Source organism: Mesorhizobium sp. P2_A8, assembly GCF_056404935.1.
On record NZ_JBFUDB010000004.1, the window covers coordinates 452330 to 473307 of the forward strand.

Here is a 20978-nt window from a genome sequence, read left to right on the forward strand (position 1 = left end):
GCCGCCGCTTTGGCGGCTTTTTTGATTTTCCGGTACCGGAGACGCATATAATGAGCGGTTCGGCGCTTTACGAGACCTTTGCTCGCGCCCCCCTGGCCTTCGACCACGGGGAAGGCACTTGGCTGATTACCGACAAGGGTGAGCGATATCTCGATTTCGCCGGCGGCATCGCCGTCAATTCGCTGGGCCACAGCCATCCGCATCTGGTCGCAGCGCTCACCGAGCAGGCCACAAAGCTTTGGCATGTGTCCAATCTCTACGAGATTCCGGGGCAGAGCCGGCTCGGCGAGCGGCTGGTGGATGCCACCTTCGCCGACAAGGTGTTCTTCACCAATTCCGGCGCCGAGGCGCTGGAATGCGCGATCAAGACGGCGCGGCGCTACCATTTCGTCAAGGGGCATCCCGAACGCTTCCGCGTCATCACCTTCGAGGGTGCCTTCCATGGCCGCACGCTGGCGACCATCGCTGCCGGCGGTCAATACAAGTACCTTGAAGGGTTTGGACCCAAGGTCGAGGGTTTCGACCAGGTCGGCTTCGACGATATCGATGCGGCCGAAAAGGCGATCACGCCGGAGACCGCCGCGATCCTGATCGAACCGGTACAGGGCGAGGGCGGTATTCGCCCGGTGCCGACGCAATCGCTGAAGCGGCTCAGGCAGCTGTGCGAACAGCACGGCCTGCTCTTGATCTACGACGAGGTCCAGTGCGGCATCGGCCGAACCGGCAAGCTGTTCGCGCATGAATGGTCCGGTGTCACGCCCGACATCATGGCGATCGCCAAGGGCATTGGCGGCGGCTTCCCGATGGGCGCCTGCCTTGCTACGGATGAGGCGGCCATTGGCATGACATCCGGCGTGCATGGCACCACTTTCGGCGGCAACCCGCTGGCCATGGCGGTTGGCAACGCCGTGCTCGACGTGGTGCTGGAAGACGGCTTCCTCGAGGATGTCCAGCGCAAGGCGCTGCTGATCAAGCAGGGGCTGGCAGCGGTTGCCGACGAGTTTCCCGAGGTCATCGAGGACATCAGGGGCACCGGGCTGATGCTCGGCCTCAAATGCGCGATGCCCAACACCAAGGTGAACATGGCACTGCGCGACCAGCACCTGCTGGCGGTTCCGGCCGGCGACAACGTCATTCGCCTGCTGCCGCCGCTCACCGTCACCGATGCCGAGATCCACGACGCGCTCAACCGCATCCGCGCCGGCGCCAAGGGCCTGGCGGAGGCGATCGCCTCCGCCGCCGCGAAGTAATCCCGGAACCATTGCTGATGTCAGTTCGCCACTTCACCGATCTTTCCGCCGTTTCCGAAGGCGATCTGCGCTTCATGCTTGACGATGCGGTGGTGCGAAAGGCTCGCCTCAAGGCCGGCGAGCGGACCAGGCCGCTCGACGGCAAGGTGCTGGCGATGATCTTCGACAAGCCGTCGACGCGCACGCGCGTGTCCTTCGACGTCGGCATGCGTCAGCTTGGTGGCGAGACCATCATGCTGACCGGGACCGAAATGCAGCTCGGCCGCTCCGAGACCATTGCCGACACCGCCAAGGTGCTGTCGCGCTATGTTGACGCGATCATGATCCGCACCACCTCGCATGGGCGGCTGCTGGAGCTGACCGAGAACGCCACCGTTCCGGTCATCAACGGCCTGACCGACGACACCCATCCCTGCCAGCTGATGGCCGATATCATGACCTTCGAGGAGCATCGCGGTCCGGTCGCCGGCAAGACCATCGCCTGGACCGGCGACGGCAACAATGTGCTGCATTCGCTGCTCGAGGCCTCGGCGCGGTTCCGCTTCAACCTCAACGTCGCCGTGCCCGAAGGCAGCGAGCCGGCGCAGAAGCATATTGACTGGTCGCAAGCGCATGGCGGCAAGCTGCACTTCACCCGCTCGCCCGAGGAAGCCGTCGATCAGGCCGACTGCATTGTGACCGATTGCTGGGTGTCGATGGGCCAGGAGCATCGCGCCCGTGGCCACAACGTGTTCTCGCCCTACCAGGTCAACGCCAAGCTGATGGCCAAGGCCAAGCCGGACGCACTGTTCATGCACTGCCTGCCGGCGCATCGCGGCGAGGAAGTGACCGACGAGGTCATTGACGGGCCGCATTCGGTGGTCTTCGACGAGGCCGAGAACCGGCTCCATGCGCAGAAGGCGGTTCTGGCGTGGTGCCTCGGCGCTTGATCCGGGCCGACTTGATCCGGGACCGCGTGATGCCTATCTGCGGGCCATCACGCAAAAACAGCGCGTTTCGACGCATGCGCCCCGGAGGGCGGCATGGCCGCGCCCCGGAGCTTTGTCATGTTGGAAACCTATCAAGTGACTGAACATCACCCCAAACTCGGCGAATTCGGCTACGCCGGTGACGATCACGTCGTGCCTTTCGAGGTCGGTCCGCTCGATGTGCGCGGCCGCACAGTTCAGCTCGGGCCGATGCTCGATGCAATCCTGACCCGCCACGACTATCCCGAGCCGGTCGCCCGCCTGCTGGCGGAAGCTTGTGTGTTGACGGTCCTGCTTGGCACCTCGCTCAAATTCGAGGGCAAGTTCATCTTGCAGACCCGCACCGACGGGCCGGTCGACATGCTGGTCGCGGATTTTTCCACGCCCTCGGCGCTGCGCGCCTATGCACGCTTCGATGCGGACCGGCTGGAGGCGCTGGTCGCGGCGGGCGAGACGTCCCAGCAGACCCTGCTCGGCAGCGGCGTGCTGGCTCTGACCATCGACCAGGGCGCTCACACGCAGCGCTATCAGGGCATCGTCCAGCTCGACGGCGAAACGCTGGAGGATGCGGCACGCACCTATTTCCGTCAGTCGGAGCAGATCCCGACCGATCTCAGGCTCTCGGTGGCCAAGCTGTTGACGCCAGGCGTCGGCGGCGCCCGTGAGCAATGGCGCGCCGGCGGCATCCTGGCGCAGTTCCTGCCGCAGTCGCCCGAGCGCATGCGCGTTCCGGACCTGCCGGGCGGCGATGGCGATCCACGCGAGGAGATCCACGATCCGGCCGACAATTCCTGGCAGGAGCTGTTGGCATTGCTCGGCACCATAGAGCCGACCGAACTGATCGACCCGACGATCGGCGCCGAACGGCTGCTCTACAGGCTGTTCCACGAACATGGCGTGCGCGTCTTCGGCGGCGTTCCGGTCGCCGACCAGTGCTCATGCTCGCGCGACAAGATCCGCGGCATCCTCGAGGGCTTCTCGGCGCAGGAGATCAAGGACAGCACCGAAGACGGCGGCATCCATGTCGCCTGCGAATTCTGCTCGAAGCAATATGACTTCGATCCAGCGGAATTTACGGCGGCCCAGTAGAGAATAACACGCCTCACCGGCTGCTTCGTGGCCGGTGAGCGAACTAATTCACCGTCCGCCGCGTCCCCGGCAGATCAAGCGAAAAGGCGGGGATGGCGATGTCGAACGTCTCGCCCCGCTTGTTGCGCATGGTGTAGTGCCCGACCATGATGCCGGACGGTGTCGAGAGCGGGCAACCGGACGTGTATTGATAGCTGTCGCCGGGATTGAGTTCGGGCTGGTCGCCGACCACGCCCGGCCCGCGCACTTCCTCGACCCGGCCGGTGCCGTCGGTGATGTGCCAATAGCGAGACAACAGCTGCACGAAATCGTCCGACTGGTTGTCGATCGTTATCTGATAGCCCCAGACATAGCGGTTCTCGGACGGATCCGAGCGGTCCTCCAGATAGAACGGCCTGACCTGCACTTCGATGTTGCGCGTCACGGCGCGGTACATAAGCGGCTCCAAAAACAATCCAAGTCGAACTGTCCTCGCTCCGGGCGAGCAGGTCAACATGCGCGTCCTGTCGCGCCCGGCCTGAAAGGCAGGTGCCGACAAAGAATGTCATTTAGGTGACACATGACAATGGTGGTGTGCACGAAGCGGGCGACTCGGCGCTCTGTCGAACGGTTGAAAACGGCCATCACGCGGGCCGTCTTTTCTGGAGTGACCAGATCTCGATGGAACTCACGCTCATAACCGCCTCGCTGTCGATCGCCCTCATTCTCTCAAACCTCGCCAGCATCCTGCTCGCCGCTTCGCGTCTGAAGCGCCGCCGCACCATCGCGCCGCCGGCCGGCAAGCCACGGCCAGTGTCGATCGTCGTGCCGTCGCGCGGCGTCGAGCCGTTCACGCAGGAGACGCTGGAGCGTGCCTTCTCGCTCGACTGGCCGCGCTACGAGCTGATCTTCTGCGTCGCCCATGCCGATGATCCGGTGGTCAGGCTGATCCGCGCCGCCATCGCCCGTTTCCCCAGGGTGCCGGCCCGGCTGTTGATCGGCGACGACCGTATCAGCGCCAATCCGAAGCTCAACAATTGCGTCAAGGGCTGGGAGGCGGCGCGCCACGATTGGGTTGTCTTGGCCGATTCCAACGTGTTGATGCCGAAAGACTATATTCAGCACCTGATGGCGGCGTGGCGGCCAAATACCGGCCTTGTCTGCTCGACGCCGATCGGCTCGCGGCCGGCCGGGTTCTGGGCCGAAGTCGAATGCGCCTTCCTCAACACGTTGCAGGCGCGCTGGCAATATGCCGGCGATGCGCTTGGCCTCGGCTTTGCCCAGGGCAAGAGCATGTTGTGGAACAAGCCGATGCTCGACGCCAGCGGCGGCATCCGTGCGCTGGCCGCCGAGATTGCCGAGGACGCCGCCGCGACCAAGCTGGTCAATGGCCTTGGCCTGCGCGTCAATCTCGTCGCCGCGCCCTTCGAGCAACCGCTCGGCCGGCGCACGTTTGGCGAGATCTGGTCGCGTCAGGCCCGTTGGGCGCGGCTGCGCCGCGTCACCTTCCCGCTGTTCTTCGCACCCGAAATCCTGACTGGCGCTGTGGTGCCGCTGGTGCTTGCGCTGGTTGCGGCGGCAGCCGCCGGTGTCAGCCTCTGGGCAACCGCCATTGCCGTGCTGGCGGCCTTCTACCTTCCGGAGAGCGTCCTTGCCAGGTCCAAGGGCTGGTACCTGTCGCCGCGCATGGTCGCGGCGATCATGGTGCGCGACATGATCCTGCCTGCGATGTGGGCGCGCGGCTGGCTCGGCGGCGCCGTCGACTGGCGCGGCAACGCGATGACCATCAGCACCAAGGCGGCCGAACTGGAAGAGACGCCGTCGGGCGCCTGAAAGCCAAAGGCCGCCTATTTGGCCTTCAGCGCCTGCTCGATGTCTTCCAGAAGATCGTCGGCATCCTCCAGGCCGACCGACAGTCTGAGCGTGCCCGGCCCGATGCCGAGCTCGGCGCGGGCCTCGTCGCTCAGATTCTTGTGCGTCGTCGTTGCCGGATGGGTGATCAGGCTCTTGGCGTCACCGAGATTGTTGGAGATCAGCACGATGTCGAGGGCGTTCTGCAAGGCGAAGGCCGCCTGCTTGCCGCCCTTGACGTCCAGGCAGATCAGCGTCGAGCCGCCCGACATCTGCTTCTTGACGATGGCCGCCTGCGGGTGGTCGGCGCGGCCGGGATAGATGACGCGGGCGATTTCGGGCCGCTCGGCCAGGAAATCCGCGATCTTGCCGGCGCTTTCCGTCTGCTGGCGCACGCGCAGCGGCAGTGTCTCCAGGCCCTTTAGCAGTGTCCAGGCATTGAACGGTGACAGGCTGGGGCCGGTGTGGCGGAAATAGTCGTGCAGGTTCTCGTCGATCCATTTCTTGTCCGACAGGATGACACCGCCGAGACAGCGGCCCTGGCCGTCAATGTGCTTGGTCGCCGAATAGACGACGATGTGCGCGCCGAGCTGCAGCGGTTTCTGTTGCAGGGGCGTGGCAAAGACATTGTCGACGATCAGCCGCGCGCCGATCGAATTGGCAAGCGAGGCAACCGCAGCGATGTCGACCACTTCCAGCGTCGGGTTGGTCGGGCTTTCCAGGAAGAACAGCTTGGTGTTCGGCTTGACCGCCTTTTCCCAGTTGGCGATGTCGGTGCCGTCGACCAGCGTCGCCTCGATGCCGTATCTCGGCGCCAGCGTCTCGACCACCCAGCGGCAGGAGCCGAACAGCGCGCGCGCCGCCACGATATGGTCGCCGGCCTTGGCGCTGCACAGGAGGGCTGCGGTCACCGCCGCCATGCCGGACGCCGTGGCGCGCGCGTCCTCGGCGCCTTCGAGCGCGCACATGCGCTTTTCGAACATGTCGACGGTCGGATTGGCATAGCGCGAATAGATGAAGCCCGGCTCCTCGCCCTTGAAGCGGGCTTCCGCCGCCTGCGCCGTTTCGTAGACATAGCCCTGGGTCAGGTACATCGCCTCGGAGGTTTCGCCGAAACCGGAACGCAGGGTTCCGCTATGGACGAGTGCTGTTTGAGGCTTCCAGTTGCGCTTCTTGGTGCTCATCGCTTTTGTTCCAGACACAAAAAAACCGGCCGCGAAAGTCGCAACCGGTCCATACGGCCTTGCGGCCCGACGGTCCTTTAGCGACTTGTTTAACGTGGCTGCAAGCCGACCGGCCAAATCACCACGGGATAACGACCCTTTAAACCCGCGCCACGCTTGCGTCAATTGCCGGCTTGATTAAGAGGTTTGTACCAAGCAGGTTCCGCAAAAGTGTTCCACGGTTTTGCGGCAGGAACCTGCGATCAGAAAACGTCTGGCCTAGGAGTGGAGCCTTGCGGCAGACAGGCATTCTTCCCGATCAGGACATTTCGGCGCTGTTCCAGTCCGGCGCGCTGAAGTCGGCCCGCGCGCTCGATATCGACCAGATCCAGCCAGCGAGCCTGGATCTGCGGCTCGGCGACAAGGCCTGGCGGGTGCGGGCCTCGTTCCTGCCGGGTCCCAACCACAAGGTTTCGGAAAAGCTCGACCGGCTGCAGCTGCACGAGATCAATCTTGCCGAGGGCGCGGTGCTGGAGACCGGCTGCGTTTATATCGTCCCCTTGCTTGAAAGCCTGGCATTGCCGGCGGACATTTCGGCCTCGGCCAATCCGAAGAGTTCGACCGGGCGACTCGACATCTTCACCCGCGTCATGACCGACCGTGGCCACGAGTTCGACAAGATCGCCGCCGGCTATCACGGACCGCTCTATCTCGAGGTCAGCCCGCGCACCTTTCCGATCGTCGCGCGCACCGGTTCGCGACTGTCGCAGATACGCTTCCGCACCGGCAATGCGCTGCTGTCGGAAGCCGAGCTGCATGACCTGCATCGCGCCGAGATGCTGGTTGCCACCGAGCCGCCGAACATTTCCGGTGGCGGCATTGCGCTGTCGATCGACCTCAACGGCGATCAAAACGGGCTGGTCGGCTATCGCGGCAAGCATCACACCGGACTTGTCGACGTCGACAAGCGCGCCGCGCAAGAGGTCGTCGATTTCTGGGAGCCGATCCACAAGAGCGGCGCCGGCGAACTGGTGCTCGATCCCGATGAATTCTACATCCTCGTCAGCCAGGAAGCAGTGCATGTGCCGCCGCTCTACGCCGCCGAGATGACGCCGTTCGATCCGCTCGTCGGCGAATTCCGCGTCCACTATGCCGGCTTCTTCGATCCGGGTTTTGGCCACTCTGCGTCCGGTGGTAGCGGCAGCCGGGCGGTGCTCGAAGTGCGCAGCCACGAAGTGCCGTTCATCCTCGACCATGGCCAGATCGTCGGCCGGCTGGTCTACGAGCACATGCTGAAGCGGCCGCAGGCGCTCTATGGCACCGATCTCGGCTCCAACTACCAGGCGCAGGGGCTGAAACTGTCCAAGCATTTCCGCCCCGCGCGCTGACCTCCCATTGCCGTCAGGCAATATGCTTGCCTGCGCCGGCTCGCCATGCTTGGCTGCACTGCTGGCCGTCAAGCTGGCGGCGTTCAAGGGGAACCAAGAAAATGCAGATTTCCAGATGGATCATATCGGCAGCTGGTGCTGCCATGCTGGTTATGGCCGCCGGCTCTCTGTCGGCGCAGGCAGCGGAGAAACTGAAGATCGGCACCGAGGGTGCCTATCCGCCATTCAACACCATCACCTCGGACGGCAAGGTCGTCGGCTTCGACATCGACATCGCCAATGCGCTGTGCGCGCAGATGAAGGTCGAGTGTGAAATCGTCACCCAGGACTGGGACGGCATCATTCCCGCCCTGCAAGCCAAGAAATTCGATGCCATCATCGCCTCGATGAGCATCACCGAGGAGCGCAAGAAGCAGGTCTCCTTTACCAACAAATACTATACGACGCCGCTGGCGCTGGTGGCACCGAAGGACACCGATCTCACCTCGACCGAACCGGCGGCACTTGCCGGCAAGACGGTCGGCGCCCAGGCTTCGACCACGCAGGCCGACTATGCCCAGAATGTCTATGGCAAGGCGGGTGCGGAGGCGAAACTCTACCCGACCCAGGAAGAGGCGATCACCGACCTGACGAACGGCCGCCTTGATGCCGTGCTGTCTGACAAGTTCGTGCTGGTGGACTGGCTGAAGAAGGCAAGCGACGGCTGCTGTAAGCTGGTCGGTGACGTCAAGGGCACCGAGACGCAAGCCGGCATCGCCGTTCGCCTGGAAGACACGGCGCTGCGCGACAAGCTCAACGCGGCGATAGACGCCATCGTCGCCGACGGCACCTACAAGAAGATCCAGGCCAAGTATTTCGACTTCGATATCTATTGAGGCTGTCGCAAGCCCTGGTCAGCCGCGAAAGAGATACTCTTTCGCGGCGCCGAGGCAGGCATGGAAATGGCCGATAAAGAGCAGTTCTCGCACGGCCAATCGCTTCCTGCCCCAGAACGCGGTGGTCCGCTTCTCCTCGTCAAGCGAGGCGCTTGATCCCGCCCCCAAGGGAAACAGCTGCTTGTCCAGGCAACCCAGGACATGCGACCTGGCTGAATCGATGCCGCAGGCTTTGGCATTGTCGTTCAATCTGTCGCTGCGAAGTGCGGAGGTCATCCGATCCGCATTGCGCATTAGGAAGCCGACCTGCGCTCTTGAATATCCCGTGGCCAGAAGCCGGTTCATCATCGCCGTACGAGCTTCGCGATACGATTTTGCGCTGCATTGTCCCGCACTGTAGGCCGCTGATGGATGAGCGAGGACGATTGCCAGGCCTACGGATGCAATACCAAGTCGCATGCTGCCCATCGGCCGATCTTTCTGGCGCGCCCGGTCTTCAAAGCGCCTTCACCGCCACCTTCACCGGCTGCTCGATCTCGAGCGGGTTGCGCAGCGGCAGGCCAAAATCCTTGGCCCCGATCTCGAACACGTCGCCGGCCTCGGTGTTGATGCCGTCGGCAAAGGACAGCGTCGCCGTGCCGAACATGTGCACATGCACGTCGCCCGGCTGGCGGAAGGCCGCATATTTGAAATGGTGGTGTTCGAGATTGGCGATGGTGTGCGACATGTTTGCTTCGCCAGACAGGAACGGCTTTTCCCACAGCACCTCGTTGTCGCGATAGATGCGCGAGGTGCCCCTGATGTCGGCAGGCAGGTCGCCGATCAGGATCTCCGGGCCGAACGAGGCGTTGCGCAGCTTGGAGTGGGCAAGGAACAGATAGTTCACCCGCTCGGTGACGTGGTCGGAAAACTCGTTTGACAGCGTGAAGCCGACGCGGAATGGCGCGCCGTCGTCCCCGATGACATAGATACCGGCCACTTCAGGCTCTTCGCCGGCGTCCTTGGCGAAGGCCGGTGACAGGAGTGCGGCCCCTGGCGCCACTGCCATCGTGCCGTTGCCCTTGTAGAACCATTCCGGCTGCACGCCGATCTGGCCTTTCGCAGGTTTACCGCCCTCCAGCCCCATGCGGAACATCTTCATGGAATCGGTCAGCTGTTCCTCGCCGTCGGCGTTGAGCTTCTTGTGCATGGAATCGCGCGTCGCGGCCGAGCCGAGATGCGTCAGTCCGGTGCCGGTCAGATGCAGATGCGCCGGATCGGGATGATTGATCGGCGACAGCAGCCGTCCCTTCTTGTAGGCGGCATCGAGATCGACCGCCTCGCCTAGGCCCTTGCGTTCGATCAGCGCGACGAGGCCGACGCCGGTGCGGGCGGCCTCCATCGCCAGCGAATAGACGCTGCGCGCGCCATTGATGATCCGGGTCTTGCCGCCGTTGCGGGCAACGACGCGGATGGTCTCGGCGTCGTCGAGAATCTGGGAGATCAGCATGATGAATCCTCTCTCATTTGCCTTGGCAGGGCTGCCGGAACGGCAAACCTTACCCAGCGCGGCCGGGACCTCGTCCATGCCACGGGTGAAATTCTCCATTCGGATTGCGCTCGCGAGCCTGGTCCCTCTTGGGACTTCTTCGTGCCGCCTGGTTGCCGGACAGCGCCGCGATGTGACCCGTATGCCTTCCTGGTTCCCTCAGCCCTTGTTCTTGTTGTAGACGTCGAACACCACCGCGCCGAGCAGCACCAGGCCTTTCACCACCTGCTGCCAGTCGACATTGACGCCCATGATCGACATGCCGTTGTTCATCACGCCCATGATAAAACCGCCGACCACCGCGCCGATGACCTGGCCGACACCACCCATCGCCGAGGCGCCGCCGATGAACACCGCGGCGATGACGTCGAGCTCGCTGCCAAGACCTGCCGCCGGCACCGCCTGCCCAAGGCGCGCCGCGATGATCAGGCCGCCAAGCGCCGACAGAACACCCATATTGACGAACACCATCAGGGTCAGCCGCTCGGTCTTGATGCCCGATAGCTGCGCCGCCTTGGCATTGCCGCCCATTGCGTAGATGCGCCGGCCGATCGTCATGCGTTTGGTGACGAACACGAACAGGGCGATCAGCAGGCCCATCACCATGAGTACGATCGGCAGGCCCCTGTAGCTGGCGAATTGGTAGACTAGGAACAGCGCCAGCGCGCTGGTCACCAGGGTCTTGACGACAAACAGTGAGAACGGCTCGGCCTGGTAGCCGTGCTGCTCGCGGGTGCGCCGTGCCTTGAGCCCGAAATAGGCATAGGCGAGTACGGCGATCAGGCCCAGCACAATCGTCGTCATGTGCAGGGTCAGGCCGCTGCCCATAATGGTCTTGCCGGCGGCGTTCACCGTCGGAGGGATGAGCGTCAAGGGGCCGATCACGTCCGGAATGAAGCCGGAACTGAGCGCCTTGAAGCCGTCTGGAAGCGGCCCCACGGAAGACCCGCCACCCAACAGCGCCTGGCAGATGCCGCGGAAGATCAACATCCCCGCCAGCGTGACGATGAAGCTCGGTATTCGGTGGTAGGCAATCCAGTAGCCTTGGGCCGCGCCGATGCCGCCACCGATGATGAGGCAGATGATCGACACGACCAGCGGATTGCTGAAGGGGCCAAGCGGCCAGATGACCATCATCATTGCCGCCAGCGCGCCGATGAAACCGGCGACGGAGCCGACGCTGAGGTCGATATGGCCCGAAACGATCACCAACAGCATGCCCAGCGCCATCACGATGATGAACGAGTTCTGCTGCACCAAATTGCTCAGGTTCACTGGCTTGAACAGCGTGCCGGACGTGGTGAACTGGAAGAACACCATGATGGCGATCAGCGCCAGGATCAGGCCGTATTCGCGCAGATTCGTGATCAGCGCCGAGACGGCCACACGCGGCCCCTGCTGCACATCTTCGGCAACGCCGCTTTTCGGCGCGGGAGCGCTTTCGGTGGTCATGATGCTTTTCCTTCTCCCCGAACGATGGCGCGCATGATCTTTTCCTGGCTGGCGTCGCTCGCCGCCATTTCGCCGACCATGCGGCCTTCATTCATGACGTAGATTCTGTCGGTGATGCCGAGCAGTTCCGGCATCTCCGACGAGATGACGACGATCGCCTTACCCTCCGAGGCGAGGCGGGCGATGATGGTGTAGATTTCGTACTTGGCGCCGACGTCGATGCCGCGCGTTGGCTCGTCGAGGATCAGCACTTCCGGATTGGCGAACAGCCACTTCGACAGCACCACCTTCTGTTGGTTGCCGCCCGACAGATTGCCGGTCATCTGATAGACGCTGGACGAGCGGATGTTGGTCTTGGCCTTGTAGTCATTGGCGACGGCGAGTTCGCGCAAATCGTCGATCACGGCGTGGCGCGACACGCCGCCAAGATTGGCCAGCGTGATGTTGTGTTTGATATGATCGATCAGGTTGAGACCGTAGGTCTTGCGGTCCTCCGTCACATAGGCAATGCCATGGTCAACCGCCTTGCTGACCGAGGAGACATCGATCGGCTTGCCCTTGAGCAGCACCTCACCGGTGATACGGCGGCCGTAGGAGCGGCCGAACAGGCTCATCGCGAATTCGGTGCGCCCGGCGCCCATCAGCCCGGCGATGCCCACCACTTCGCCCTTGCGGACGTTGATGTCGATGCCCTTGATCACCTGCCGCTCGGCATGGATCGGATGATAGACCGACCAGTCCTTTACCTGCAGCACGATCTCACCGATCTTGGGTTCGCGCGGCGGATAACGATCGTCGAGCGAGCGGCCGACCATCGAGGTGATGATGCGGTCTTCGGAGATGTCTTTCTTGGCAAGCGTCTCGATGGTCCGCCCGTCGCGGATGACCGTGACCTTGTCGGCGACCCGGTTCACTTCGTTGAGCTTGTGCGAGATCAGGATCGAGGTCATGCCCTGCCGCTTGAACTCGAGCAGCAGATCGAGCAGCGCCTGGCTGTCTTTTTCGGACAGGCTCGCGGTAGGCTCGTCGAGGATCAACAGCTTGACTTCCTTGCTGAGCGCCTTGGCGATCTCGACCAGTTGCTGCTTGCCGACGCCGATATTGGTGATCAGCGTCTTGGGGTCCTCCTTGAGGCCTACCTTTTTCAGCAAGGCGCTGGTCCGCGTCTCATTGGCATTCCAGTCGATGACGCCGAATTTGGCGTGCTCATTGCCAAGGAAAATATTTTCGGCGATCGACAGCATCGGCACCAGCGCAAGTTCCTGGTGGATGATGACGATGCCCTTGTGTTCGCTGTCATGAATGCCTTTGAAATGGCATTCCTCGCCGCGATAGACGATCGCGCCGTCATAGGTACCGGATGCGTAGACGCCCGACAGCACTTTCATCAGCGTCGATTTGCCGGCGCCGTTCTCGCCGACCACGGCATGGATCTCGCCTTCCTCGACGCTGAGGTTGACGTTCGACAGCGCCTTCACGCCGGGGAACGTCTTGGTGATGTCGCGCATCTCCAAAATCGTCGAGGCCATCAGGAATACCGCTCCTCCGAGGTCCGGAACAATGCCGGGGGGCTAGTATGCGAATTTTGGATTCGCCGCGCTAGCAAAAAGGGGCCCCGCTGTGCGCGGGACCCCTGGCTTTGTAACCGAGATTACTTGAGCTCTTCGGCCTTGATGTAGCCGGAGTCGACCACCAGTGCCTGGTAGTTCGACTTGTCGACATCATGCGGCGTCAACAGGATCGAAGGAACGACCTTGACGTCGTTGTTGTAGGTCTTTTCATCGAGACCGTCCGGCTTGCCGCCCGAGAGCACCTTGTCGACGAGTTCGACAGTGGCCTTGGCCAGTTCGCGGGTGTCCTTGAACACGGTCGAGTACTGCTCACCGGAGATGATCAGCTTGACCGAGGCGGTCTCGGCGTCCTGGCCGGTCACGATCGGCCAGGGCTGAGCGTCCGTGCCGTAGCCGACAGCGCGCAGCGAGGCGGTGATGCCGCGCGACAAGCCGTCATAGGGCGACAGAACGCCATCGACGCGGCTGCCGTCCGAATAGTTGGCCGAGAGCAGGTTGTCCATGCGCGCCTGGGCGGTGGCGGCGAGCCAGCGCAGCGTGCCGACCTTGTCCATGCCGGTCTGGCCGGACTTGATCTTGATCGAGCCGTCATCGATCAGCGGCTGCAGGACGGAGATCGCGCCATTGTAGAAGAAGAACGCGTTGTTGTCGTCCGGCGAGCCGCCGAACAGTTCGACGTTCCACGGCTTGGTGTTCGGGAAACGCTCCTTGAGGCCCTTGACCAGCGAGTTCGCCTGGATGACGCCGACGCCGAAATTGTCGAAGGTGGTGTAGTAGTCGACATTGGCGGTCTTCTTGATCAGGCGGTCATAGGCGACGACGACGACACCGGCGTCAGCAGCCTTCTGCAGCGCATCCGACAGGGTGGTGCCGTCGATCGAGGCGATGATCAGTGCCTTCGGGCCCTTGGTGATTTCGTTTTCCAACTGGCTGAGCTGGTTGGGGATGTCGTCCTGCGCATATTGCAGGTCGACCGTGTAGCCGAGAGCCTCGAGCTGGGACTTGACGGCGTCGCCGTCATTGATCCAGCGCTGCGAGGTCTTGGTCGGCATCAGCACGCCGACGAGACCCTTGTCGGCTGCGTGCGCCGAGTAGGTCATGGCAGCGATGCCAAGGGCCGCGACGGCGGCCAGTGTCTTGATGATTTTCACTTAACTCTCCCTGGTTGATGGACGCGGCACCCCGGGGCTTCGCGGGCCGCGCAGTCGAGCGGAAGCGCAAGCGCGCCACCGCCGGCATATCGATCTCTGGTATCCTCCCAATGGTCCCGAGACGCTGATTTCAGTCGATACGATTTGCTCGTTACCGACCGTCAAGTCTCAGAACGCGGCATAGGGTGTGGCCCTTTGCCATAACTGTCAAATGCGATCTTTGATGGTTGCTATATCGAAACTGATATATATTAGGAGCGGATGAAAACGTGGCCCGATGGCCAGCTCGTCATACGCGCGGGGGTACGGAAAATCATGGCGAGGTTGCGCAATTCTGGCGGAATATCAGGCGGTTACGACGAGCGTCCAAGCGACGGCGAAACCCTGCTGCGCAGCGGCCTCAGCCTGCGCCACATGCGCATGATCGTCGCGCTCGACGACCATGGCCGGGTGAGCGCGGCAGCCCAGATCATGAACATTTCGCAGCCGGCGGCCTCGCGCATGATCAGCGAGATGGAGGCCGTGCTCGAGGTCAAGCTGTGTGAAAGGTTGCCGCGCGGGGTCACCTTGACGCCCTACGGCAAGGCACTGGCCAGGCGCGCGCGCTCGATCCTGCTGGAAATGCGCGAGGTCGACCGCGAGATTGCCGAACTCAAGGCGGGCAAGGGCGGCTCGGTGTTCCTGGGTGCCGTGACGGCGCCGGCGATCGAACTGGCGGTGCCGGCAATTCGCGAAATCCGCCGCATCTATCCGCGCATCGAGATCACCATGCAGGTCGAGACCTCCAACGTGCTGGCACGCGAACTGATCGCCACGCGTCATGATTTCATCATCGCGCGCATCCCCGACGATCTCAATCCGCGGCTGTTCGAATCGCGCGTCATCGGCGTCGAGAAGGCCTGCCTGATCGTGCGCCGGGGTCATCCGCTCGCCAAGGGCGAGGCGGTGCGGCTGGAAGAGACCGCCGCCTATGACTGGGTTTTCCAGTCAGGCGGTTCGCCCTTGCGCCAGGCGATGGAGAGCAATTTCCTCAACCGCAACATCGCCCTGCCGGACCGCATCCTCAACACCAGCTCGCTGCTCTTGACCCTGGTCATGGTCGCACAGTCAGATGCCATTGCGCCGGTATCGATCCAGGTGGCGAAATTCATCCAGAACCCCGAAGGGCTGGCCGGCGCCATCGACGTCGTCCAGACCGAATTCGACATCGAGGTCAGGCCCTACAGCCTGATCACGGTAAGGAACCGCGTGCTGTCGCCGGCCGCCAAGATGCTGCACGACTTCATCCTGCGAGAGGTGGGATAACGGTCAACTCGGGCACCTGCCGGGCGCCTAAAGCATATGAAAGAGCCGCCTGGCCGAGGCCGGTGAACAGCGAGCCGGGAACATTATTTCCTGCCGACGCGTTCATGATCTTGCAAGGGACGATTCTTCTGGAGGTTGAACATGCGCAGCTTCGAAATCATCGACCTGCTTTGCGTGGTCGAGGCCTGCAGGCACGATCGATCGGTCGGGAATTTCGTCTCGATGGCCGAAGGCGTGGAAGAATTGCGGGTCCTGACCGGCGATTTCGTCTCATCGGACGACGTAGTCGCAAACGCCCTCGCAACGGTGGCGCTTGCGCGAGGCTGCTCGGTTTTGTTCGACGAACAGGCAGGCGCTGAAATTGTTTCTGGCGCCCTAGGCTGGAGCGGGTAGAGGGAATCGCCTGAGAACACGGGCCTGCGGTCGCGGCCTGTGGCCTTGCAATCCGAGCAGCCAAAGAGCCCGACCAAATCCCAATGCATCGAGCCGTGATCCGGCCCGACCCGTTCGACCAACGCTTGGATGTCGAGCTTCGTCGATTTGCAGCACACCGGGTGCTTGGCTGAACGTGATCGCCTATCTGCGAACGCTCTCCGACTCGCCGGTTCCGCTGCCCTAATCTGCATGGCCTCGCCGGCGCGCGTTGTCATCGCGAGTGGCTTTCATTTGTCGGGCGGCGTGCAGCAATGCCGCGCCATCTCTTTCAATCTTGTCGACGAGTTCGCGGGCACTGTCCGCGTCAAGGCCCGTTTCTTTGGAGAGGAACAAGGCTCGAAAGGTCTTTTCTTCAGATGGAACAGTAGCAATAGATCCACCGCCATCGTGTCCCTCCTCGGCCAACCTCTTTGCACGCTTCCGCAGTGTGCGCTTTGGCTGGGCAGTTGCCGGCATTGGGTCGACGGACATGCTCATGTCGGCCTACCGAAGGCCAAAAAAGCTCAATACCACCAATATGACGACCACCGCTCCAACAAGCCAAATGATATTGTTCATTGTCTCTCTCCTGGTGCTTCCGAAAGCTTGCGCCTGGCACATCCACCTGTTCGGGCCGCTTCTTCTTCGAGTTTCACAAGCTTTTCCCTGATCTCTTCCGGCTCGGCATGCTCCAACCCGACAACGTCGTTTCTGGTCTCGTCAAGCGCTACGATGATCTCATCGAGTTTGGCGTGAATAGCGGCGGTGTCGCGATACCCTTGTATTAGGACAACACCAGTGATCACGATGGCCGCAACCGACAGGGCATAGGTGACCGCATTTGTCAGACCAAAGGGCACCAGGGCGGTGCACAATACCATGGCTATGAGCATCACGTAGAAACCCGGTGGCCGAGATAGAAAGTCGGCCGCCATGAAAAGGAACCGGTTCATATCCTGCCCAAAGTCAACAAGGCGATCAGTGCTGTGATGGCTACGCAAATAGGCACTGCTGCGAGTAAGCCTGCCTCTAGGAAACGACTCTCTCTGTCGCGAAACATCAGTTCACCTGCTGTCTATAATTGAAGAAATAGGGTTCGCTCCCCGCTAGCGGCTTCGCGAACCCTATCAGCGCAGGAAGGGACATAGCTGCGCCGATCTGGAAAATGTCAGCCAAGCACTATTCCGATCACGAGAAAGGTGACGGCGGTCGCGAACAGCGGTGCGAGCAACCAGCGCGCCTGACTAACACTTCTATCCATCTGATTTCTCCGAGCGTTCCGGAGAAACAATTACCTTCGAAGCTGGCTGTTCCACGCAATGTCATGGGTAGGACCATTGCGTTTTGCGATCAGACTTAGGTCCTGCCCTCCGCAGACCGAAGCCTGGTTTGAATGCCGACTTACGATGCGCCGGTCGCAAGAGGAGAAAATCATGAAAATGCATCTTACGGGCGCTGCTGCGGCGTTGTTGCTCTTTGCCGCTGTCGGCGCGGTCGCTGCCAGACACGGTCGAGCTTCATGACGTGCCCGACGTCAACCGCTATGTCGTGATCGACAATCGGACAGTTCTCGTGGATCCGGGCACTCGCAAGATTATCAAGGTTTACGACTGACCAAGCCTTATGGCTGAAGCCGTCGCCACAAATGGCGACGGGCTTCAGCTCAAGTGCCCGGTGTGCGGCCAGTTGGTTGACATGCGGGATCTTCGGCAGGTGATCTGGCATGATCGTCCGAAGCACAAGCCGCTTGAAATGGACGCCTGGAAGCCCGCGAGCGTGCGCTGCTAGCCAAGGATCATTCCAGCTAGCAGCACCGTAATGAGAAGTGACAACGGAACGGCTAGAAGACCGCAGAACTCAATAGTTTTTGTGTTTTGCCGCGTGCCCATCTTCACCGCCTCGAGTCGTTGGCGTTGTCATTTTGACGCTAACGGGCAGCCGTTGGAAGCGGTTCGGCACGAGGCCGTTCGCAAAGCTCTCCTGTGCTGTATATTAGCAACACCTTGACGATCTGACTGCTCGACCGGCGAACGAGGGACTTCAGTCTTAGTTGAGCTATCGCTAATATGGCGATAGATTGATCTCGGGCGGAACAGTGGTCGGTGCGGCCATCGTGTCCTCGAAAGCCGCAGCTGCACCGGCCATTCCTCTACGGCTGGGTAGTGCCTACAGTCGCGTGAAGTTGGCAAGCCCCAGACGTCGCCTCTGGCCTTCCGCAAAGGCTAGGGCGAAGGATTCCAGCTCGAATGATCGGGTAAGTTCCTGGTCTTCCTCGACCACGCGGACGAACCATTCGCCGCAGGCCTCGACCACTTCAATGCAAGGATGAACCTTGCCGTTTAGCGTCACGTCATCCATCGCGGTTGCCTCTTGGCAATGGGGAACGTCGAGTTTTATAAATCCCTCAAATCCGAGTTTTCAAGAGGAAAATCCATACGGATTCGTATAGGGCGGCGGGTTGGCGCAAGGTGCGCCGGCGCGGGCCATGATGGCGCGCCGGACGCGCGCAAAAGCATTTTGGGGTTGCGCTGCAAATTGGGAATCCCTGGGCGTTCGCCTTCACAAGAACGCTTCAGATATCGATTCCCATGAAAACGTCACATCCAGGGATCGTGTTCAAACCGTTGCTTTGCAAGGTGGAGCGGGTAGAGGGAATCGAACCCTCGCGTTCAGCTTGGGAAGCTGACAAGCTACCATTACATCATACCCGCGCGTGCCTTCGTTACCATGATGGCCCGGCTTCGGGCAATCGTCAAAACGGCACCTGTAGGGCAACGAATTCGGGCCAACGGGTTCCTTCGGAACCCTCGCCGACGCGTTGGTTGACGAGCATCAAACGAAAAAACCCGCCTGTGCGGCGGGTCATTGGCGCAAACCAGCACCATGCCTAAATTAATAGCATAACTGCCCTCACATGTCAATGAAAGCTACCGGCACAAGGACACCCGACACCGCTGGACCGGCCATCGTCAGGCCTTTTGTCAACCAGAGTTCGAAGCCCTGACGGCCACGCGCGCCGGCGCGGCAGCTCAGGCGCCGGGCAGGTAGATCAGGGCGTACTCGTCCGAATAGGCGCGCTTCCAGCCCAACTCCTCGAAGAAGGGAATGCGCTTGTCGCCGGCCGCCAGCAGCGCCCAGTCGACTGCGTATTTCTTCAACTGGGCTTCGAGGAGCGGTTTGCCGTTGCTCTGTCCCATCTCGTCCTCGGTTTTTGTAAAACCGCCCAGGAACAGCTGGTCGGTCCGTCCGTCGATATAGGTCTTGATCCCATGAAAAATCAGCGTGCCGCCGAAATCGTAGGAATTCAGTACGTTGCCGGACAGATGGTGGCTTTCGGCGAATGCCAGCGCTCCGCTGGCCGACGTCTTCGGGCTCGGCGTGAGCTGGTAGACGCTGCCGAGCACGGCGATCGCGCTGATCAGTAAGACAGCTGCCGCGCCGCAGACCGCGTAGAACCGCCTGGCGACGAATTTTTCCAGTCCGTCGCGCCTTTCAACCAGCCAAGCGGTGACCGACAGAGAGGGAAACTGCTGTGCGACCTCCATCGCGATCACCAGCGGAACCAGGAGGAAGAACAAATACATGAAACGCACATGGGCGAGAAAGACATGCAAGGTGAAGACGATGAACAACGCCTTGGCCCAGCCAATTCGCAACCGTGACACCAGCAGCCCGAACAGCGCCACCAGCATCAGAACTTCCTGGAGGGGGTAATCCTGCACATTGAACGGTCGCCATTCCACGATCAGCGACACGGCCTCATTGCCATAGGCCACCGCGAAGGTCGCCAGGATGGCCTGGACGCCATAGGGGTGGATCAGGCTGACCAGCGGGCAAAGCAGACCAAATGCGACCCATTTCGCCAAGAGGGCCGGTTTCGAGAGACCCGTACGTGTCAGCAGATCGAGACCGGCGAAAGCTGCGATGACGAAGCTCACGGTGAAGGTCGCGTGCAGGTTCGCCCACAACACAACAAGCACAAGCAGCCACCAGGGCGGCGCCTGTTCCTCCCTTGCCGCTCGAAAGAGCACCGCTGTCCAGATGACGATGATCGGGAAGGTGAAGATATGTGGGCGCCCGGTATAGATCGGGGCAATCGCGACCGCCGCGACAAAGGCCAGCGTAACCGCCAGGATCGGCTTCAGCCATGTGCTGAGAAACCATCCCATCAGGAAAACCGTCAGGGAAATCGAGGCGATGATCAGCGTGACCACGCCGTTCCAGCCTCCTGCCCGATAGGCAAGAGCCAGCATGACCTGGCCCAGCCACTCCTTGGCGATCCATGGCTGGCCGGCAAAAGTGTAGGAGTAGGAGTCGACCGTCGGAAATGTCCGGTTTGCCAGGAAATCCAGCCCGACCTTTACCTGCCACCAACTGTCTGGATCCTGCAGGACGGAATTGGCGAAGGCCCCCATTAACGCCGCCGAGACGCAGGCCGTGAACAGGCAGAATATCAGGCGGATCCGCTCGTCGTCTGTTGCGGCCTCCACACTGGCCAGGGCGTTGTCCATAAGTGCGCCGCCTTTAATCGTTTCCGATGACAGTTTGGTTCAAGGAGTTCGACTGGTCGGCGCCCGCCGGGGCCTATCGGTCACATGGATGTCCCGGTCGACCCTGTCGTCTGCGCGACCTTCGCGTCCGACAAACACGAAGTGAGCCGAGCCGAGGTAGAAGACGACCGAATAGACGCAGATCCCCGCCAGGTGAACCAGGGGGCTTTCGGTGATGCCTGCCGAGCGGGCGGCGATCACGACTGCCAGATTGATGCTGTAGGCGACCAGGAAGACGCCCCCATATCGCAACAGGGTTCCGGCTCGGAAGCCATCGGCTCGTGTGAAGGTCCATTGGCGGTTGAGGAAGAAGCCGAGGACAAGGCCAGCGGCATAGCCCGTGGCGTTGGCGACGATGTCGCCAAGACCCAGTGCAAGCCCGGCCAGAATGACCGCGTATCCCAGCGCCGTGTTCAACAGACCGACGGCGCCAAATCGCAGCAT

General features: G+C 61.8%; 21 protein-coding genes, 1 tRNA gene, 1 pseudogene and 1 riboswitch. Of the genes and pseudogenes, 10 read left to right on the forward strand and 13 right to left on the reverse strand.

Features of this window, described 5'->3' with window-relative positions; translation table 11 throughout:
• The first annotated feature begins 50 nt into the window (after window positions 1-50).
• From AC1D10_RS14620 to AC1D10_RS14630, 3 genes are all read left to right on the forward strand, one after another.
• Window positions 51-1250, forward strand: a complete 1200-nt coding sequence (locus AC1D10_RS14620; RefSeq protein ID WP_477272828.1) for an acetylornithine transaminase — start codon at window positions 51-53, stop codon at window positions 1248-1250.
• A 17-nt stretch (window positions 1251-1267) separates the two neighbouring features.
• Window positions 1268-2179, forward strand: coding sequence for an ornithine carbamoyltransferase (gene argF / locus AC1D10_RS14625; RefSeq protein ID WP_477272830.1), 912 nt, complete (start codon window positions 1268-1270; stop codon window positions 2177-2179).
• A gap of 93 nt (window positions 2180-2272) precedes the next feature.
• The gene (locus AC1D10_RS14630) at window positions 2273-3307 is read left to right on the forward strand and encodes an Hsp33 family molecular chaperone (RefSeq protein WP_477272832.1); all 1035 of its coding nucleotides are present in this window, start codon (window positions 2273-2275) and stop codon (window positions 3305-3307) included.
• A gap of 43 nt (window positions 3308-3350) precedes the next feature.
• On the opposite strand, the gene apaG is transcribed toward AC1D10_RS14630, so the two are convergent.
• Window positions 3351-3743 (reverse strand): Co2+/Mg2+ efflux protein ApaG, encoded by a 393-nt coding sequence (apaG, locus tag AC1D10_RS14635; protein ID WP_379107056.1) that lies wholly within the window; start codon window positions 3741-3743, stop codon window positions 3351-3353.
• A gap of 224 nt (window positions 3744-3967) precedes the next feature.
• On the opposite strand from apaG, the gene AC1D10_RS14640 reads away from it, so the two are divergent.
• A complete protein-coding gene (locus tag AC1D10_RS14640; RefSeq protein ID WP_477272835.1) occupies window positions 3968-5119 on the forward strand; it encodes a ceramide glucosyltransferase in 1152 nt (383 codons plus the stop codon).
• Window positions 5120-5133: 14 nt separating this feature from the next.
• Here AC1D10_RS14640 and AC1D10_RS14645 read toward each other — a convergent pair whose 3' ends face one another.
• Window positions 5134-6321: an O-succinylhomoserine sulfhydrylase gene (locus tag AC1D10_RS14645; protein ID WP_477272837.1), complete on the reverse strand. Its 1188-nt coding sequence runs from the start codon at window positions 6319-6321 to the stop codon at window positions 5134-5136.
• Between the two features lie 57 nt (window positions 6322-6378).
• A riboswitch (SAM riboswitch) is annotated at window positions 6379-6456 on the reverse strand.
• A 137-nt stretch (window positions 6457-6593) separates the two neighbouring features.
• Between AC1D10_RS14645 and AC1D10_RS14650 the strand changes: the two genes are divergently transcribed.
• Both AC1D10_RS14650 and AC1D10_RS14655 read left to right on the forward strand, forming a co-directional pair.
• Entirely contained in the window at window positions 6594-7688 is a 1095-nt protein-coding gene (locus AC1D10_RS14650; protein ID WP_477272839.1) for a 2'-deoxycytidine 5'-triphosphate deaminase, read from the forward strand.
• Window positions 7689-7789: 101 nt separating this feature from the next.
• Window positions 7790-8563 carry an ABC transporter substrate-binding protein gene (locus AC1D10_RS14655; RefSeq protein ID WP_379107064.1) on the forward strand — a complete coding sequence of 258 codons (774 nt, stop codon included), beginning with the start codon at window positions 7790-7792 and terminating at the stop codon, window positions 8561-8563.
• A gap of 18 nt (window positions 8564-8581) precedes the next feature.
• Here AC1D10_RS14655 and AC1D10_RS14660 read toward each other — a convergent pair whose 3' ends face one another.
• From AC1D10_RS14660 to chvE, 5 genes are all read right to left on the reverse strand, one after another.
• On the reverse strand, window positions 8582-9031 hold the full coding sequence (locus tag AC1D10_RS14660; protein ID WP_477272841.1) for a hypothetical protein: 450 nt from the start codon (window positions 9029-9031) through the stop codon (window positions 8582-8584).
• A 28-nt stretch (window positions 9032-9059) separates the two neighbouring features.
• Window positions 9060-10052 (reverse strand): AraD1 family protein, encoded by a 993-nt coding sequence (araD1, locus tag AC1D10_RS14665; RefSeq protein ID WP_477272843.1) that lies wholly within the window; start codon window positions 10050-10052, stop codon window positions 9060-9062.
• A gap of 198 nt (window positions 10053-10250) precedes the next feature.
• A complete protein-coding gene (gene mmsB / locus AC1D10_RS14670; RefSeq protein ID WP_477272845.1) occupies window positions 10251-11543 on the reverse strand; it encodes a multiple monosaccharide ABC transporter permease in 1293 nt (430 codons plus the stop codon).
• Entirely contained in the window at window positions 11540-13072 is a 1533-nt protein-coding gene (gene mmsA, locus AC1D10_RS14675) for a multiple monosaccharide ABC transporter ATP-binding protein (protein ID WP_477272847.1), read from the reverse strand. The genes mmsB and mmsA overlap by 4 nt, the downstream gene beginning before the upstream one ends.
• Before the next feature lie 122 nt (window positions 13073-13194).
• The gene (gene chvE, locus AC1D10_RS14680; protein ID WP_477272849.1) at window positions 13195-14265 is read right to left on the reverse strand and encodes a multiple monosaccharide ABC transporter substrate-binding protein; all 1071 of its coding nucleotides are present in this window, start codon (window positions 14263-14265) and stop codon (window positions 13195-13197) included.
• Window positions 14266-14580: 315 nt separating this feature from the next.
• Here chvE and AC1D10_RS14685 point away from each other — a divergent pair, with 315 nt between their 5' ends.
• Complete coding sequence (locus tag AC1D10_RS14685) at window positions 14581-15570, forward strand: LysR family transcriptional regulator (protein WP_477273115.1); 990 nt, start codon at window positions 14581-14583, stop codon at window positions 15568-15570.
• A gap of 141 nt (window positions 15571-15711) precedes the next feature.
• The gene (locus tag AC1D10_RS14690; RefSeq protein ID WP_477272851.1) at window positions 15712-15963 is read left to right on the forward strand and encodes a hypothetical protein; all 252 of its coding nucleotides are present in this window, start codon (window positions 15712-15714) and stop codon (window positions 15961-15963) included.
• Window positions 15964-16185: 222 nt separating this feature from the next.
• Here the strand turns inward: AC1D10_RS14690 and AC1D10_RS14695 are convergent, their stop codons facing one another.
• On the reverse strand, window positions 16186-16482 hold the full coding sequence (locus AC1D10_RS14695) for a hypothetical protein (RefSeq protein WP_477272853.1): 297 nt from the start codon (window positions 16480-16482) through the stop codon (window positions 16186-16188).
• A 77-nt stretch (window positions 16483-16559) separates the two neighbouring features.
• The gene (locus AC1D10_RS14700; RefSeq protein WP_477272855.1) at window positions 16560-16937 is read right to left on the reverse strand and encodes a low affinity iron permease family protein; all 378 of its coding nucleotides are present in this window, start codon (window positions 16935-16937) and stop codon (window positions 16560-16562) included.
• A gap of 541 nt (window positions 16938-17478) precedes the next feature.
• Here AC1D10_RS14700 and AC1D10_RS14705 point away from each other — a divergent pair.
• Together AC1D10_RS14705 and AC1D10_RS14710 are read left to right on the forward strand one after the other, a co-directional pair.
• Window positions 17479-17598: pseudogene (locus tag AC1D10_RS14705) on the forward strand (DUF1236 domain-containing protein); the annotation flags it as partial.
• A gap of 9 nt (window positions 17599-17607) precedes the next feature.
• A complete protein-coding gene (locus tag AC1D10_RS14710) occupies window positions 17608-17772 on the forward strand; it encodes a hypothetical protein (protein ID WP_477272857.1) in 165 nt (54 codons plus the stop codon).
• A gap of 378 nt (window positions 17773-18150) precedes the next feature.
• Here AC1D10_RS14710 and AC1D10_RS14715 read toward each other — a convergent pair whose 3' ends face one another.
• From AC1D10_RS14715 to AC1D10_RS14730, 4 genes are all read right to left on the reverse strand, one after another.
• Complete coding sequence (locus AC1D10_RS14715) at window positions 18151-18342, reverse strand: hypothetical protein (protein ID WP_477272859.1); 192 nt, start codon at window positions 18340-18342, stop codon at window positions 18151-18153.
• Between the two features lie 279 nt (window positions 18343-18621).
• Window positions 18622-18695: transfer RNA gene (locus AC1D10_RS14720), tRNA-Gly, on the reverse strand.
• 318 nt (window positions 18696-19013) lie between these two features.
• Window positions 19014-20495, reverse strand: a complete 1482-nt coding sequence (locus tag AC1D10_RS14725; RefSeq protein WP_477272861.1) for a hypothetical protein — start codon at window positions 20493-20495, stop codon at window positions 19014-19016.
• Window positions 20496-20534: 39 nt separating this feature from the next.
• Window positions 20535-20978, reverse strand: coding sequence for a GtrA family protein (locus tag AC1D10_RS14730; protein ID WP_477272863.1), 444 nt, complete (start codon window positions 20976-20978; stop codon window positions 20535-20537).

Coding starts and splice junctions, on each gene's coding strand:
- AC1D10_RS14620 (WP_477272828.1), top strand. CDS start 51: ATGAGCGGTTCGGCGCTTTACGAGACCTTTGCTCGCGCCCCCCTGGCC.
- argF (WP_477272830.1), top strand. CDS start 1,268: ATGTCAGTTCGCCACTTCACCGATCTTTCCGCCGTTTCCGAAGGCGAT.
- AC1D10_RS14630 (WP_477272832.1), top strand. CDS start 2,273: ATGGCCGCGCCCCGGAGCTTTGTCATGTTGGAAACCTATCAAGTGACT.
- apaG (WP_379107056.1), bottom strand. CDS start 3,743: ATGTACCGCGCCGTGACGCGCAACATCGAAGTGCAGGTCAGGCCGTTC.
- AC1D10_RS14640 (WP_477272835.1), top strand. CDS start 3,968: ATGGAACTCACGCTCATAACCGCCTCGCTGTCGATCGCCCTCATTCTC.
- AC1D10_RS14645 (WP_477272837.1), bottom strand. CDS start 6,321: ATGAGCACCAAGAAGCGCAACTGGAAGCCTCAAACAGCACTCGTCCAT.
- AC1D10_RS14655 (WP_379107064.1), top strand. CDS start 7,790: ATGCAGATTTCCAGATGGATCATATCGGCAGCTGGTGCTGCCATGCTG.
- AC1D10_RS14660 (WP_477272841.1), bottom strand. CDS start 9,031: ATGGGCAGCATGCGACTTGGTATTGCATCCGTAGGCCTGGCAATCGTC.
- araD1 (WP_477272843.1), bottom strand. CDS start 10,052: ATGCTGATCTCCCAGATTCTCGACGACGCCGAGACCATCCGCGTCGTT.
- mmsB (WP_477272845.1), bottom strand. CDS start 11,543: ATGACCACCGAAAGCGCTCCCGCGCCGAAAAGCGGCGTTGCCGAAGAT.
- mmsA (WP_477272847.1), bottom strand. CDS start 13,072: ATGGCCTCGACGATTTTGGAGATGCGCGACATCACCAAGACGTTCCCC.
- AC1D10_RS14685 (WP_477273115.1), top strand. CDS start 14,581: ATGGCGAGGTTGCGCAATTCTGGCGGAATATCAGGCGGTTACGACGAG.
- AC1D10_RS14690 (WP_477272851.1), top strand. CDS start 15,712: ATGCGCAGCTTCGAAATCATCGACCTGCTTTGCGTGGTCGAGGCCTGC.
- AC1D10_RS14695 (WP_477272853.1), bottom strand. CDS start 16,482: ATGAGCATGTCCGTCGACCCAATGCCGGCAACTGCCCAGCCAAAGCGC.
- AC1D10_RS14700 (WP_477272855.1), bottom strand. CDS start 16,937: ATGAACCGGTTCCTTTTCATGGCGGCCGACTTTCTATCTCGGCCACCG.
- AC1D10_RS14710 (WP_477272857.1), top strand. CDS start 17,608: ATGGCTGAAGCCGTCGCCACAAATGGCGACGGGCTTCAGCTCAAGTGC.
- AC1D10_RS14715 (WP_477272859.1), bottom strand. CDS start 18,342: ATGGATGACGTGACGCTAAACGGCAAGGTTCATCCTTGCATTGAAGTG.
- AC1D10_RS14725 (WP_477272861.1), bottom strand. CDS start 20,495: ATGGACAACGCCCTGGCCAGTGTGGAGGCCGCAACAGACGACGAGCGG.
- AC1D10_RS14730 (WP_477272863.1), bottom strand. CDS start 20,978: ATGCTGCGATTTGGCGCCGTCGGTCTGTTGAACACGGCGCTGGGATAC.